This window comes from Saccharothrix saharensis, from assembly GCF_006716745.1.
In the GTDB taxonomy this organism is placed as follows: Bacteria; Actinomycetota; Actinomycetes; order Mycobacteriales; family Pseudonocardiaceae; genus Actinosynnema; species Actinosynnema saharense.
In genome coordinates, this window is the sequence record NZ_VFPP01000001.1 from 6,478,130 (window position 1) to 6,492,415 (window position 14,286).

The following is a 14,286-nucleotide window of genomic DNA, read 5'->3' on the forward strand; positions in this document are numbered from 1 at the left end:
GTCAGCGGTGGTGGTTCGGGTTGACGTTGTGCAGGAACTGCCCGGTCGGGTCCAGCGCCGCCTGCGGCACCGGCACCCGCTGCAGCAGGTTGCGCACCAGGTCGGCGGACGAGCGGCGGGCGGCCTGCGCCTCCGCGGTCAGCACCAGGCGGTGCGCCAGCACCGGCACGGCGACGGCGTGGATGTCGTCGGGCACCACGAAGTCGCGGCCCGCCAGGGCGGCCTGCGCCCGCGCCGCCCGCACCAGCTGCAACGTCGAGCGCGGCGACGCGCCCAGCCGCAGCTCGGGCAGCCGCCGGGTGGCGCCGACCAGCTCCACCGCGTACCGGCGGATCTCCGGCGACAGGTGCACCCGGCGCACCACGGCGACCAGCCGCAGCACCTGCTCGGCGTCCGACACCGGCCGCAGGTCGGCCATCGGGTCGTGGCCCGCGTGCTCGTCCACCATGGCCAGCTCGGCCTGCGGGTCCGGGTAGCCGATGGAGACCCGCGCGGTGAACCGGTCGCGCTGCGCCTCGGGCAGGGCGTAGGTGCCCTCCATCTCGATCGGGTTCTGCGTGGCGATCACCATGAACGGCGAGCCGAGCGGGTAGGTCTGCCCGTCGACCGTGACCTGGTGCTCCTCCATGCACTCCAGCAGCGCGGACTGGGTCTTCGGCGAAGCCCGGTTGATCTCGTCGCCCACCACGATGTTGGCGAACACCGGGCCGGGGCGGAACTCGAAGTCGTTGTCCTGCCGGTTGTAGATCGACACGCCGGTGATGTCGCTGGGCAGCAGGTCGGGGGTGAACTGGATGCGGCTCACCGTGCAGTCGATGGACCGGGCCAGCGCCTTGGCCAGGGACGTCTTGCCGACCCCCGGCACGTCCTCGACCAGCAGGTGCCCCTCGGCCAGCAGGGTGACCAGCGCGACCCGGACGACGTCCGGCTTGCCGACGATGACCTTCTCCACGTTGGCGGCGATCCGCCCGACCGCGGCGTGCAGCTCCCCGAGCGCTTCCTCAGTCCGGACCGGCGCCGCGGGCGCGCCGTTGCCGCTCCCGTAGGCGTGTTCTGGCAGCGCGGCTGGCTGTGTACTCGGAGTCACTCGACCTCCTGGAGCAGGGCGCGGCCCTACCGCGACCGGTTCGCGGTGGCGGTGAGCGTTTCACGCAGTGTGTCAAACCAGGGCGAAGCGCCCTACACCGATTGAACAGTTTCGTGCTCGTGGTTTCCACGCCCCGCGCGACCGCCCGGTCCGCCCCACCCCGCCACGATTCCCCACCACGGCCCGCGATGAACCGGTTTTGCCCGATTTCGTTGCGCCATCCGGGTGGAGTTCGGGCCGGATCGGCTCACTCGCGGAGGTGGTCGCGCGCCGCGTCCCCCACCACGCTCCACGGCGGTCATCTTCGCTCTACCTGCGTAAACGTTGCGGGGCGGGCCGGGCAACCACCCGTTTCAGCGTTGACTGTGGTGAAAAGTGGGGTACTGTGGCGGCCGGTGGGGCAGACGGGGGCTCCACTGCCGGTCGGAAGTGACGCTTCCGGCGTCGGGAGGTGGGCGCCGTGTTCCTGGGCACGCACTACCCGAGGCTGGACGACAAGGGCCGACTGACGCTGCCTGCGAAGTTCCGGGACGCGCTAGCGGGGGGTCTCATGGTCACCAAGGGCCAGGACCACTGCCTCTACGTGTTCCCCCGGGCCGAGTTCGAGCAGATGGCGCGCAAGGTGGCGGAGGCTCCTTTCACCAACGAGGCGGTCCGCGCCTACCAGCGCTACCTGTTCGCGGGGACCGACGAGCAGCGGCCGGACGGCCAGGGCCGGGTGTCGATCGCACCGGAGCTGCGGCGGTACGCGGGGTTGACCAAGGAGTGCGTGGTCATCGGCGCGATCAACCGCCTGGAGATCTGGGACGCGCAGGCGTGGCAGCGCTACCTCGAGGAACACGAGGACAGCTACGCCACGGCGCGCGAGGAGGTGCTGCCCGGCGTCTTCTAGATCGGCTGGCTCGGCCGTTGTTTCGAGGTTTCGGGTGCCGTGAGGCCTCGGTCCGCTCGGCTTTCGGCCCTGGCGCACCTTCCCCGGCGCCAGGTCCGACGGGCGGGCGGGGACCTGACGACACCCGAATTTCTTGTCTTTGTGAGGGGGGACCATCGAGGGAGGGGACATGGTGGAGCAGGCGCGTCACGTGCCGGTGCTGCTCGACCGCGTCCTCGACCTGCTGGCCCCGGCGCTGGCCGATCGGGACGCCCTGTTCGTGGACTGCACGCTCGGCCTGGGCGGGCACTCCGAAGCGGTCCTGCGCGCGCACCCGGGGGTGCGGCTGGTCGGCTTGGACCGCGACCCGCAGGCCATCGAGCTGTCGCGGCGGCGGTTGGCGCCGTTCGGCGACCGCGTGCGGTTCGTGCAGACCACCTACGACGGCATCGCCGAGGCGGTCGACGGCGCGGAGGTCGACGGGATCCTGATGGACCTCGGGGTGTCGTCGTTGCAGCTCGACGCCGAGGAGCGCGGGTTCGCCTACGCCAAGGACGCGCCGCTGGACATGCGGATGAGCGCGGGCACCGGGACGACGGCGGCGGACGTGCTGAACACGTACTCGGTGGACGACCTGACCCGCATCCTGCGCGACTACGGCGAGGAGCGGTTCGCCCGCAAGATCGCCGGGGCGGTCGCGCGGGAACGGGAGCGCGAGCCGTTCACCACCAGCGGCCGGCTGGTCGAGCTGCTCTACGACGTGGTGCCGGCGGCGACCCGCCGCACCGGTGGCCACCCGGCCAAGCGGACGTTCCAGGCGCTGCGCATCGAGGTGAACCAGGAGTTGGAGTCGCTGCGCCTGGCGCTGCCCGCCGCGCTGTCGGTGCTGGCCGTGGGCGGCCGGATCGTCGTGGAGTCCTACCAGTCGTTGGAGGACCGGATGGTCAAGCGGGCGTTCACCGCGCTGGCCACGTCGACCTCGCCGCAGGACCTGCCGGTCGAGCTGCCCGGCCACGGCCCCCAGCTCAAGCTGGTGACCCGGGGCGCGGAGCAGGCGAACGAGCGGGAGATCGAAGAGAACCCCAGGGCCGCCTCGGTGCGACTGAGAGCGGCGGAACGCATCCGGGAGGCGACATGACCGCACCGGCACGGACCGGTGGCGGCGTGCCGTCCTCGTCCCGGTCCTCGAAGCCCCGTGAGCGCGCGTTGAAGGCCGTGCCGGCGGAGCGCCGCCGCTCGGCCGCGGCGGAGCGGGCGTACGCCCGGCGCGACCGGCGCACGTCGGCCAAGCGCGGTCCGGCGGTGACCCGTCATCCCGCGGTGGCGCCCAAGGCGCCGTTCGTGGTGATGGTGATGGTCGTGCTCGGCGTGGGCATCGCGGCGATCATGTGGCTGGCGACCCAGGCGACCGCGGACTCGTACCGGTTGCAGGACGCGCGGGCCGAGGAGACCCGGCTGGCGCGGCAGGTCGAGCAGTTGCGGCGGGAGGTCGCGCTCGCGGAGTCGCCGCCGAGCCTGGCCGACGCCGCGGCGAAGCTCGGCCTGGTGCCCGCGGGCGACCCGGCCCGGCTGCGGCAGTTGCCGGACGGCTCGGTCGAGGTGCACGGCAAGCCGTCCGCGGTCCAGCCGCCACCCACCTCGACGACGCCGCCCTCCGGTCAGCCCGATCCGGCCACGCAGCAGCCGGCCACGCAAGGGTCCACCGCGCAGCAGCCGCCCGCCCAGGGCCAGGCCGGGCCGGAGCAGACGGGGTCGGAGCAGACCGGCCAGGGTCAGGCCGGGCAGGAGACCGGTGACCGGCAGCCGCCCGCGCAGGGCCAGGAGACCGGGCAGCCGCCGCCGCAGGGCTAGCGAGCGCGACACCAGCGACACCGTGGAACAGCCGGTACCAGGAGGTCAGTGATGCCGGGGCCCAGCCGGGGCAGGCCCGTGCGACGCCCGTTGTCCGTCCGGGGGCCCGCCCCCCGCCGACGACGCGGCGGCAACAGCCGGGTCCGCCTCGTGGTGGGCCGGCTGCTGTTGGTCGGCGCGCTGCTGCTGGCCGGCGTCAAGCTGGTGCAGGTGCAGGGCTTCCAGGCGGAGGCGTTGTCCGCGCAGGCCGAGAAGCAACGCGCCACGAAGATCGACATCCCGGCGCCGCGCGGCTCGATCCTGGACCGCAACGGCAACCAGTTGGCGTTCAGCGTGGAGGCGCGCGCGCTCTACGTCGTGCCGCACGTGATGCGCCAGGAGTGGGCCAAGGCGCTCGAGGCGGACCCGGACATCGGCAGCTTCGAAGACCGCATCGCCGACATCGCCGCGTTCATCGAGCAGACGTTGGGCAGGGAGGTCGCCGGGCAGAAGACCGACCGGGACACCATGCTCGCGAAGCTCTCCCGGGACACGACCTACGTCGAGCTGGTGGACAACGTCGACCCGGCCAAGGCCGCTGTCATCACCGACAAGTACCACAACGTCGGCTCGGAGTACCGGGCCGTGCGCGTCTACCCGAACGGCGAGCTGGCGTCGAACATCATCGGCGCGGCGAACTGGCGCAAGGACGCCGAGCCGCCCGCCACGCAGGGGTTGCTGGGGTTGGAGATCGCGCAGGACAACCTGCTCGCCGGCCGCAGCGGGCAGCGGGTCGTGGACACCATGCAGGGCAACGACGACGTCGTCATCCCCGGCCCGAACCGCTCGCGCGAGCTGGCCGCCGCCGTCCCGGGCAAGAGCCTGGAGCTGACGCTGGACGTCGACACGCAGTACGCGTTGCAGCGCATGGTCACCGACTACACGGTCAAGACGGGGGCGCGCGGCGGGTCCGCGGTGGTGGTGGACCGCCGCACCGGCGAGATCCTGGCCATGGCCAACGACAAGACGTTCGACCCCGCCGACTTCGGCCGGGCCGGCGAGGACCAGCTGCGCAACATCGCCGTCACGTCGGTGTTCGAGCCGGGTTCGGTGAACAAGCTGGTGACCGCGGCGACGGCCATCGAGGACGGCGTCTACCAGCCGGACAGCGTGCTGCGGGTCGACGGCAGCATCAAGGTCGCCGACCGGGTGATCGGGGACTGGTGGCAGCACGGGCCCCTGGACATGACGTTCACCGGGGTGTTCGCGCGGTCGTCCAACGTGGGCACGCTGATGGCGGCGCAGAAGATCGGCCAGGACAGGTTCTCCGAGATGCTCGGCAAGTTCGGCCTGGGCGAGCGGACCCGGTCGGGGCTGCCCGGCGAGGAGCCCGGGTACGTGCCGCCGCTGAACCAGTGGTCGGGGTCGACGTTCGGCAACCTGCCGATCGGCCAGGGCCTCAACATGACGTTGCTGCAGATGACCGGGATGTACCAGGCCATCGCGAACGACGGCGTGCGCATCGCGCCGCGGATCGTGCGCGCCGAGGTGTCGGCCGACGGCAGCCGCAAGGAGATCGAGCCGGCGGAGACGGAACGGGTCGTGTCGCCGCAGACGGCCAAGACGGTCCGCGACATGTTCCGCGCGGTGACGCAGAACGTGCCGGGGCCCAACTCGTTCGCGCAGAGCGGCACGGGCGTGCCCGCGGCGCTGCCGGGCTACCAGATCAGCGGCAAGACGGGGACCGCGCAGCAGATCGACCCGAAGTGCGGCTGCTACAGCACCTCGCAGTACTGGATCACGTTCGCCGGCATCCTGCCCGCCGACAACCCCCGGTTCGTCGTCGGCATCATGCTCGACAACCCGACCGGGAGCCCCCAGTCGGCCGCGCCGCTGTTCCACGACATCGCCTCGTACCTGACCCAGCGCTACCAGATCCCGATGTCGGCCGAGCAGAGCCCGATCGTGCCGCTGGTGCACTGAGCGGCCGGTTCCCGCCGACGCCACCCTCGCCGATGTGCAAAACGATTCAGGTTCGGTGGTGTGGTGGGACGCGGAAACCGGTCCGGAGTGGACGTGCCGGATGACCACTCTCCGTGCGCCGGTAGCCTTCCGCGCGTGCCTGCCAAGCTCGAGGGCAAGGTCGCGACCGCTCCGCCTCGCCCTTCCCGCACCCAGCCCGTTGCCGTGTCCGACCTCGCCACGACGGTCGACGCGCGCCTGACCGCCCCCGACCGGGCGCACGTCCAGGTCAGCGGCGTGACGTTGCGCGCTCAGCACGTGCGGCCCGGCGACCTGTTCGCCGCGCTGCCCGGCACGCGGGTCCACGGCGCCGACTTCGCCGCCCAGGCCGTCGAGCACGGCGCGGTGGCCGTGCTGACCGACGCCGAGGGCGCGGAGAAGGTCCGCGGCGTGCCCGTGCTGGTGCACCCGGACCCGCGCGCGGTGCTGGGGCGGCTCGCGGCGCGGGTCTACGGCGACCCGTCCACCAAGCTCGCCGTGTGGGGCGTGACCGGCACGTCCGGCAAGACCACCACCAGCTACATGATCGACTCGGCGTTGCGCGCGGCCGGTCGCGTCACCGGGCTCATCGGCACGGTCGAGACGCGCGTCGCGGGCGACCGCCTCGACAGCGCCCTCACCACCCCCGAGGCACCCGACCTGCAGGCGCTGCTGGCCGTGATGGTCGAGTGCGGCACCACGGACGTGGCCATGGAGGTCTCCAGCCACGCGCTGCGCCTGGGCCGGGTCGGCGGCGTCGGGTTCGCGGTCGGCGCGTTCACCAACCTCTCGCAGGACCACCTGGACTTCCACCCGGACATGGAGGACTACTTCCGGACCAAGGCCGAGCTGTTCGACGGCCGGGCCCGCACCGAGGTGGTCTGCGTGGACGGCGAGTGGGGCCCGCGCCTGGTCGAGGACGCCACCGTCACGGTCGCGACCACCAAGCCCGCCGACTGGACGGCAACCGACGTCACCGTCTCCGCCACCGGCGAGCAGGCGTTCACCGCGCACGGCCCGGACGGCGTCACCCTCGACGTGCGGCTCAGCCTGCCCGGTGACTTCAACGTCGCCAACGCCCTGCTGGCCATCGCCTGCCTGCGCTCCCAGGGCGTCGACCTCGACGCCATCCGCGCCGGCCTGCGCGACGTCCAGGTGCCCGGCCGCATGCAGCGGGTGGACGAGGGCCAGGACTTCACCGCCGTCGTGGACTACTCCCACAAGCCCGCCGCCGTCGCGCTCGCCCTCGATGCCGTCCGCGCCCGCGCCACCGGCCGGGTCATCACGGTCCTGGGCTGCGGCGGCGACCGCGACACGGCCAAGCGCCCGCTGATGGGCGAGGAGGCCGCGCGCCGCAGCGACGTCCTGGTCGTCACCGACGACAACCCGCGCAGCGAGGACCCGGCCTCGATCCGGGCCGCGATGCTGCACGGCGCGCTGGCCGTGCCGGACGACGAGCGCGGCGAGGTCGTGGAGGTCGGCGACCGCCGTCGCGCCATCGAGCACGCCGTGTCCCTCGCACGCACCGGTGACGTCGTCGTGGTCGCGGGCAAGGGCCACGAGACCGGTCAGGAGGTCGCGGGTGTCGTGCACCCGTTCTCCGACGTGGACGCACTGACCGACGCGATCAGAGGAGCCACCCGGTGATCCAGCTCAGCCTCGCCGAGATCGCCGAAGTCGTCGGCGGCACGCTGCACCGCGCCACCGGCGACGAGGTCGTCACCGGCAGCGTCGAGTTCGACACCCGCGAGGTGACACCCGGCGGCCTGTTCCTGGCGCTGCCCGGCGAGCGGGTCGACGGCCACGACTTCGCCGCCGACGCCGTCGCCCGGGGCGCGGTCGGTGTGCTGGCGGGCCGTGAGGTCGACGCCCCCGCCGTCATCGCGCCCCCGGTCGACCGCGAGGGCGGCAACGCCTACGTGCTGTCCGGCGACGCCGACGGCGCGGGCGCGGCCGTGCTGGCGGCGCTGGCCAAGCTCGCCCGGCACGTCACGGACCGGCTGGAGGACCTGACCGTCATCGGCGTGACGGGCTCGTCCGGCAAGACCTCCACCAAGGACCTCATCGCCCAGGTGCTCGCACCGCTCGGCGGGACCATCGCACCACCGGGGTCGTTCAACAACGAGCTGGGCCACCCGTGGACGGCGTTGCGCGCCGACGAGGACACCCGGTTCCTGGTGCTGGAGCTCAGCGCCCGCGGCATCGGGCACATCGCCGAGCTGTGCGAGGTCGCGGTGCCGCGGGTCGGCGCGGTGCTGAACGTCGGCAGCGCCCACGTCGGCGAGTTCGGCTCGCGGGAGAACATCGCGCTGGCCAAGGGCGAGCTGGTCGAGGCGCTGCCCGAGGACGGCATCGCCGTGCTCAACGCCGACGACCCGCTCGTCGCGGGCATGGCCGACCGCACGAAGGCCAAGGTCGTCCTCGTCGGCGAGAACCCGTCGGCGCGGGTTCGAGCCAAGGACATCGTGCTGGACGAGCAGGCCCGCGCCCGGTTCACGCTCGTCGCGCCGCAGGGCGAGGCCGAGGTGCGCCTGGCCGTCCACGGGCCGCACCAGGTCGGCAACGCCCTCACCGCCGCCGCGATCGCGCTGGAGCTCGGTGCGACGCCGGAGCAGGTCGCGGCGAGCCTCGGCAACGCCGAACGGGTCTCCGCGCATCGCATGGCGGTCTCCGAACGTCCCGACGGTGTGACTGTCGTCAACGACGCGTACAACGCCAACCCGGAGTCGGTGCGCGCGGCGCTGAAGTCGCTCGCCACCATCTCCCGGTCCGCGACGCCCGCCCGCCGCAGCTGGGCGGTGCTGGGGCCGATGGCCGAACTCGGCGCGGACTCGGTCCGCGCGCACGACGAGATCGGCCGGCTCGCGGTCCGCTTGGACATCAACAAGCTGGTCGTGGTCGGACAGGACGCCCGCGCGATGCACCAAGGGGCGCACCTGGAAGGATCTTGGGGCGAAGAAGCGATTCTGGTGCCCGACGTGACGGCGGCCGTCGAGCTGCTGCGCGACCAGGTGCGGCCCGGCGACGTCGTCCTGGTGAAGGCATCCAACTCATACGGCCTGTGGCGGGTTGCCGAGGCTCTCCTGGAGGCGGGCAGCAAGTGAAGAGCATCCTGATCGCGGCGGCCATCGCCCTGATCACGTCGATCATGCTGACGCCGTACCTGATCAAGATCTTCTCCCGGCAGGGTTTCGGCCAGGAGATCCGCGAAGAGGGACCGCAGAGCCACAAGACCAAGCGCGGCACGCCCACCATGGGTGGCGTCGCGATCCTGGTCGCGATGTGGGCGGGCTACCTCGGCGCGCACCTGGTGAACTCCATGTCGGCGTCCGCGCAGGACCAGACGCCCAGCGCGTCCGGCCTGCTGGTGCTGATGCTGACCACCTCGCTGGGCATCGTCGGCTTCCTGGACGACTTCATCAAGATCCGCAAGCAGCGCAACCTGGGTCTGAACAAGACCGCGAAGCTCGTCGGCCAGTTCGTCGCCACGATCATCTTCGCGGTGCTGGTCATGCAGTTCCCGAACAAGGAGGGGTTCACCCCCGCCTCGGTGCACCTGTCGTTCGTCCGCGACATCACCGTGGTGTCGTTCGGCGTCGTCGGGTTCGTGGTGTTCTGCTACGCCGCGATCAGCGCCTGGTCCAACGCCGTGAACCTGACCGACGGCCTCGACGGCCTGGCCGGCGGCACGTCCGCGATGGTGCTCGGCACCTACGTGGTGATCAGCTTCTGGCAGTTCCGCTACAACTGCTCCAACCTGCTCGTGGCCGGCTGCTACGACGTGCGCGACCCGCTGGACCTGGCGCTGGTGGCCGCCGCCGCGATGGCGGGCTGCATCGGCTTCCTGTGGTGGAACGCCGCGCCCGCCAAGATCTTCATGGGTGACACGGGCTCGCTCGCGCTGGGCGGCCTGGTCGCCGGCCTGTCCATCGCCACCCGCACCGAGCTGCTGATGGTCGTCATCGGCGGTCTGTTCGTGGTCGAGGCGCTGTCGGTGGTGCTCCAGGTCGCGGTGTTCCGCACGTCGAGACGGCGGTTGTTCCGCATGGCGCCGTTCCACCACCACTTCGAACTCGCCGGGTGGGCGGAAACCACGGTGATCATCCGGTTCTGGCTGCTCGCGGGCATGTGCTGCATGCTCGGGCTCGGCCTGTTCTACAGCGAGTGGCTGACCGCGGTCGAGAGCTGACGATGGGATTCCTCGCAGGTCGTCACGTCCTGGTGGCCGGCGCCGGGGTGACCGGCCGGTCCGCGGCGGAGGCGTTGCTGGCGGCCGACGCGGTCGTCACGGTGACCGACGGCTCGGCCGACCGGCTCGCCGCGCTGGAACAGCTCCTGCCCGGCGTGACGCTGACCCCCGGGTTGGCGTCGCCGCCCCCGGGGACGGACCTGGTCGTGACGAGCCCCGGGTGGCGGCCGTCGAGCCCGTTGCTCGCGGCGGCGACGGCGGCGGGGATCGAGGTGATCGGCGAGGTCGAGCTGGCCTGGCGGATGGGCCTGGAGCTGGCCGACCCGCCGACGTGGCTCGCCGTGACCGGGACGAACGGCAAGACCACGACGGTCGGGATGCTGGAGTCGATCCTGCGCGCGGCGGGCATCGACGCGGTGGCGTGCGGCAACGTCGGGCTGCCCGTGGTCGACGCGCTGCTGGCCGGGCGGCGGGTGCTGGCGGTGGAGCTGTCGAGCTTCCAGCTGCACTGGTCGCCGTCCGTGCGGCCGTTCGCGGGGGTGCTGCTCAACCTGGCCGAGGACCACCTGGACTGGCACGGCACGTTCGAGGCGTACGCGGCGGCGAAGGCCGGCGTGCTGACCGGTGAGGTCGCCGTCGGTGGGGTGGACGACCTCGTGGTGGCGGAACTGCTGGCCGCCGCACCGGCCGCCGCGCACGTCGGGTTCACGCTCGGGTCGCCGGAGGAAGGCCAGCTCGGGGTGCTCGACGGCCAGTTGGTCGACCGGGCGTTCGGGCCGTCCGACGAGGTGCTGCTGCCGGTCGCCGACGTCCATCCCGGTGGACCTCCCGGTATCGCCGACGCCCTCGCGGCGGCGGCGCTGGCCCGTGCGCACGGCGTGTCGGCGGCGGCGGTGGCCCAAGGGCTGCGCGACTTCACGCCGGGCGCGCACCGGGCCGTGCTCGTGGCGACCGTGGACGGGGTGTCGTACGTCAACGACTCGAAGGCCACCAACCCCCACGCGGCGGCGGCGTCGTTGCGGTCGCACGAGAGCGTCGTGTGGCTGGCGGGTGGGCTGCTCAAGGGCGCGTCGGTGGACGAGCTGGTGCGGGAGGAAGGGGACCGGCTGCGCGGGGCGGTGCTGATCGGCGCGGACCGTTCGGTGATCGCGGCGGCGCTGGCCCGGCACGTGCCGTCGGTGCCCGTGGTGGTGCTGGACGAGGGCTCCATGGCCGACGCCGTGCGCGAGGCCTGTGCGCTGGCGGAGCCGGGTGACGCCGTGGTGCTCGCCCCGGCCGCCGCGTCGATGGACATGTTCACCGACTACGCCCACCGCGGTCAGGCGTTCACCGACGCCGTGCTGGAGATGGCCGGTCCGGCCGAGTAGATGCTGTCCGGGTCCTTCAGGTAGGAGTGGGCCGAGTCGATCACGGCACATGGCCAGGTGGTGTGGCAGGCGGGGCAGTCGCCGGAGGGGTCGGCCTTGTGGGTGGCCACGGTCGCGCGCAGGGCGGCGACCAGGCGGGGGACTTCGGCGCGTGCGACGGCGAGGACGGTCTCGTCGTCGGTGTCGTGCTCGTTGGTCAGCAGCTCGACGGTGTCCAGGTAGCCGAGCATCTCCTGGTTCAGCAGGTGGTGGGCGCGAGCGAGCGCAGCGGAGATCATGGCCTCCACGGTGCTCCAGCCCGCATCAAACTGCAATATTTCGGATGGGGATATCCCGAAGTTCACCCTTTCGGGATGGCGTATTGCCGATAGCCTCCATGCATGACGCAAGGCAACACCGGCCCGGGTGTCCGGAGGCGACTGCTCGCCAAGGCGCTGATCCAGCTCCGCGAGCAGGCCGGCAAGAGCTTCGACGACGTGGTCGAGGCGTTGGCCTTCTCGAAGTCGAAGATCAGCCGGATCGAGGCAGGCGGCACCGGTGTGTCCATTGTGGACGCACGGGCGCTCGGCCAGCTCTACGGCGCGGATGCCGACACGCTCGCCTGGTTGGAGCGGCTGGCCAGGATCGCGAAGCAGCGCGGTCGATGGCACGTGTTCGGTGACGGGTTGGTCGACTGGTTCTCGGACTTCGTGGTCCTCGAATCCGAGGCCTCGATGATCAACACCTTCGAGATAGACCTGATTCCGGGCCTGTTCCAGACCGAGGAATACGCCGCGATGGTGTTGCGCGCCTACTCGCCCGATGTCCCGGACGACGTGGTCCAGCGGAAGGTGGCTCTGCGCCAGACACGCCAGAACAGGGTTACCGATGGCTCTCTGTCGGTCTGGGCGATCGTGGACGAAGCCGCGCTCCGCCGCACCACCGGCGATCCGGCCGTCGACCGGCGGCAGTTGGAGCGGCTGCTCGCGATGTCGCTGCTGACCAATGTCGTGCTCCAGATCCTGCCCTTCGGCAAGGGCCTGCACATGGCGATGGGCACCGCTTTCTCCCTGCTGCGGTTCCACGGCTACCCGAGCATCGTCTACGTGGACAACCTGACCGGCGGCGTCTATCTGGACGAGGAAGCCGACCTGGAGCGGTATAGCCTGGTGCTGGATCACCTCAGGGCCGCCGCGCTCAACGTGCGGGAGTCGGCCGAGTTCATCAAGGGGGTGATCGCGGATCTCTAGCTCGTCCTGGGAGCGCGCGATGTGGTCGGAATGGCGCAAGAGCAGCCGGAGCAACGGCGCGGGCGGCAACTGCGTCGAGGTGGCCGTGTCGGCTGACGCGTTCCGGGTCCGGGACAGCAAGAACGCCGCCGGGCCGGTCCTGGAGTTCGACGTCCGCGCCATGGCGATCTTCCTGGCCGGCGTCAAGCGGGGATAAATCTCGCTGACACGCGGCCGATTGGCGGGTTTCGCCGGGTCGCGCGGGAGACGATGGGCGCATGACTGCGGTGGACCGGAAGCCGGTGGGGGAGCGACCGCCCAGAGCACAGCGCAAGCGCGCGGTCGCGGTGCGGACGTCGTTGACCGCTTGGCTCGGCCGTCCGCTGGCGGACTTCCACCTGCTGCTGGCGATCTTCGGTGTGCTGACCGTGCTCGGCCTGATCATGGTGCTGTCCGCGTCCGCGCCGGGCGAGGTGGCGGTGGGCGCGTCGGCCTACAGCGTGTTCAAGAAGCAACTGCTGTACGTGGGCGTCGGCGCGGTCGTCTTCCTCGTCGTCCTGCGCATACCGCTGCGCACGATCCGGCACGGCAGCACGATGGCGATGCTGGTCTGCGTGATCCTCCTGGTCCTCGTCCTCACCCCGCTCGGGACGACGGACTTCGGCGCGCAGTCCTGGTTCAAGGTCGGACCGGCCTCGTTCCAGCCGATCGAGCCGGCGAAGCTCGCCTTGGCCCTGTGGGGCGCGCACGTGCTGGTCACCAAGCGCGCCCTGCTGGACCAGTACCGGCACCTGCTGGTCCCGGTCGTCCCGGTGGCGATGCTGGTGTTCGCGCTGGTGATGCTGCAACCCGACCTCGGCGGGACGATCACGCTCGGTGTCGTGCTGATCAGCCTGCTGTGGTTCGTCGGCGCGCCGGCGCGGATCTTCGGGATCATCGCGATCGGCGCGGTCACCGGCGCGCTGGTGCTGGCGCTCGGCGCGGACTACCGGCTGGAACGCGTGCAGACGTTCCTGAACCCGGAGGCGGACCCGCAGGGCTCCGGCCTGCAGGCGTTGCAGGCGATGTACGCGTTGGCGGAGGGCGGGTTCTTCGGCAAGGGCCTGACCAACGGCAGCTCGAAGTGGCGCTACCTGCCGAACGTGCACAGCGACTTCATCTTCGCCGTCATCGGCGAGGAACTCGGCTTCATCGGCTGCGTGCTCGTGCTGGGCCTGTTCGCGCTGCTCACCGTGGTCGGCCTGCGGATCGCGGCGCGCAACACCGACCCGTGGATCCGCATCGTGTCCGCGACGCTGACGGTGTGGCTGGTCGCGCAGGCCGCGATCAACATCGGCTACGTCGTGCGGTTGCTGCCGGTGACCGGCATCACCTTGCCGATGATCTCCTCCGGCGGCACGTCGGTCGTCACGACGATGTTCGTCTTCGGCATCCTGGCCAACTGCGCGCGTCACGAGCCGGAAGCGGTCTCGGCGTTGCGGTCGCTCGGACCAGGTCGGGTGGGCGGGATGCTGAAGCTGCCCGCGCCCGTGGTCTACAAGCCACCGCCCAAGCGCCGCCCCGTGCGCCCGTCGCCGCCGCCCCGCACGCGCAAGGGCGCACCGCCGCCCGTCGACGAGCGGAGGATGGCCGGCCGTCACGCTCCGCCGTCGGAGTACCGTCGTCGCGAATCCCGAAAGGCAGGCCAGGACCGGGACGCCCGGTCCAGGCGGCGTGACGGGCGTTAGCGGTAC

13 protein-coding genes are annotated in these 14,286 nt (G+C 71.7%); 11 read left to right on the forward strand and 2 right to left on the reverse strand.

Annotated elements, in window-relative coordinates:
• Position 1: 1 nt before the first annotated feature.
• Entirely contained in the window at positions 2–1,087 is a 1,086-nt protein-coding gene (locus tag FHX81_RS29545; RefSeq protein WP_141981400.1) for an AAA family ATPase, read from the reverse strand.
• A 460-nt stretch (positions 1,088–1,547) separates the two neighbouring features.
• On the opposite strand from FHX81_RS29545, the gene mraZ reads away from it, so the two are divergent.
• The 8 genes from mraZ (at position 1,548) to murD (ending at position 11,345) form a co-directional block, all read left to right on the forward strand.
• On the forward strand, positions 1,548–1,979 hold the full coding sequence (gene mraZ, locus FHX81_RS29550; RefSeq protein ID WP_073899631.1) for a division/cell wall cluster transcriptional repressor MraZ: 432 nt from the start codon (positions 1,548–1,550) through the stop codon (positions 1,977–1,979).
• Between the two features lie 169 nt (positions 1,980–2,148).
• Positions 2,149–3,096, forward strand: a complete 948-nt coding sequence (gene rsmH, locus FHX81_RS29555) for a 16S rRNA (cytosine(1402)-N(4))-methyltransferase RsmH (protein ID WP_141981402.1) — start codon at positions 2,149–2,151, stop codon at positions 3,094–3,096.
• On the forward strand, positions 3,093–3,809 hold the full coding sequence (gene ftsL, locus FHX81_RS29560) for a cell division protein FtsL (RefSeq protein ID WP_141981404.1): 717 nt from the start codon (positions 3,093–3,095) through the stop codon (positions 3,807–3,809). The genes rsmH and ftsL overlap by 4 nt, the downstream gene beginning before the upstream one ends.
• 51 nt (positions 3,810–3,860) lie before the next feature.
• A complete protein-coding gene (locus tag FHX81_RS29565; RefSeq protein WP_141981406.1) occupies positions 3,861–5,771 on the forward strand; it encodes a peptidoglycan D,D-transpeptidase FtsI family protein in 1,911 nt (636 codons plus the stop codon).
• 135 nt (positions 5,772–5,906) lie between these two features.
• The gene (locus tag FHX81_RS29570; RefSeq protein ID WP_170232215.1) at positions 5,907–7,436 is read left to right on the forward strand and encodes a UDP-N-acetylmuramoyl-L-alanyl-D-glutamate--2,6-diaminopimelate ligase; all 1,530 of its coding nucleotides are present in this window, start codon (positions 5,907–5,909) and stop codon (positions 7,434–7,436) included.
• Positions 7,433–8,893: a UDP-N-acetylmuramoyl-tripeptide--D-alanyl-D-alanine ligase gene (locus FHX81_RS29575; RefSeq protein WP_141981408.1), complete on the forward strand. Its 1,461-nt coding sequence runs from the start codon at positions 7,433–7,435 to the stop codon at positions 8,891–8,893. Before FHX81_RS29570 ends, FHX81_RS29575 begins: the two co-directional genes overlap by 4 nt.
• Positions 8,890–9,978: a phospho-N-acetylmuramoyl-pentapeptide-transferase gene (gene mraY / locus FHX81_RS29580; RefSeq protein WP_141981410.1), complete on the forward strand. Its 1,089-nt coding sequence runs from the start codon at positions 8,890–8,892 to the stop codon at positions 9,976–9,978. The genes FHX81_RS29575 and mraY overlap by 4 nt, the downstream gene beginning before the upstream one ends.
• A 2-nt stretch (positions 9,979–9,980) precedes the next feature.
• Complete coding sequence (gene murD, locus FHX81_RS29585) at positions 9,981–11,345, forward strand: UDP-N-acetylmuramoyl-L-alanine--D-glutamate ligase (RefSeq protein ID WP_141981412.1); 1,365 nt, start codon at positions 9,981–9,983, stop codon at positions 11,343–11,345.
• On the opposite strand, the gene FHX81_RS29590 is transcribed toward murD, so the two are convergent.
• On the reverse strand, positions 11,297–11,623 hold the full coding sequence (locus tag FHX81_RS29590) for a hypothetical protein (protein ID WP_141981414.1): 327 nt from the start codon (positions 11,621–11,623) through the stop codon (positions 11,297–11,299). The genes murD and FHX81_RS29590 overlap by 49 nt on opposite strands.
• Positions 11,624–11,725: 102 nt before the next feature.
• Here FHX81_RS29590 and FHX81_RS29595 point away from each other — a divergent pair, with 102 nt between their 5' ends.
• From FHX81_RS29595 to ftsW, 3 genes are all read left to right on the forward strand, one after another.
• On the forward strand, positions 11,726–12,574 hold the full coding sequence (locus FHX81_RS29595; RefSeq protein ID WP_141981416.1) for a helix-turn-helix domain-containing protein: 849 nt from the start codon (positions 11,726–11,728) through the stop codon (positions 12,572–12,574).
• 19 nt (positions 12,575–12,593) lie between these two features.
• The gene (locus FHX81_RS29600; RefSeq protein ID WP_141981418.1) at positions 12,594–12,770 is read left to right on the forward strand and encodes a DUF397 domain-containing protein; all 177 of its coding nucleotides are present in this window, start codon (positions 12,594–12,596) and stop codon (positions 12,768–12,770) included.
• A gap of 61 nt (positions 12,771–12,831) precedes the next feature.
• The gene (gene ftsW / locus FHX81_RS29605; protein ID WP_141981420.1) at positions 12,832–14,280 is read left to right on the forward strand and encodes a putative lipid II flippase FtsW; all 1,449 of its coding nucleotides are present in this window, start codon (positions 12,832–12,834) and stop codon (positions 14,278–14,280) included.
• Positions 14,281–14,286: the final 6 nt, after the last annotated feature.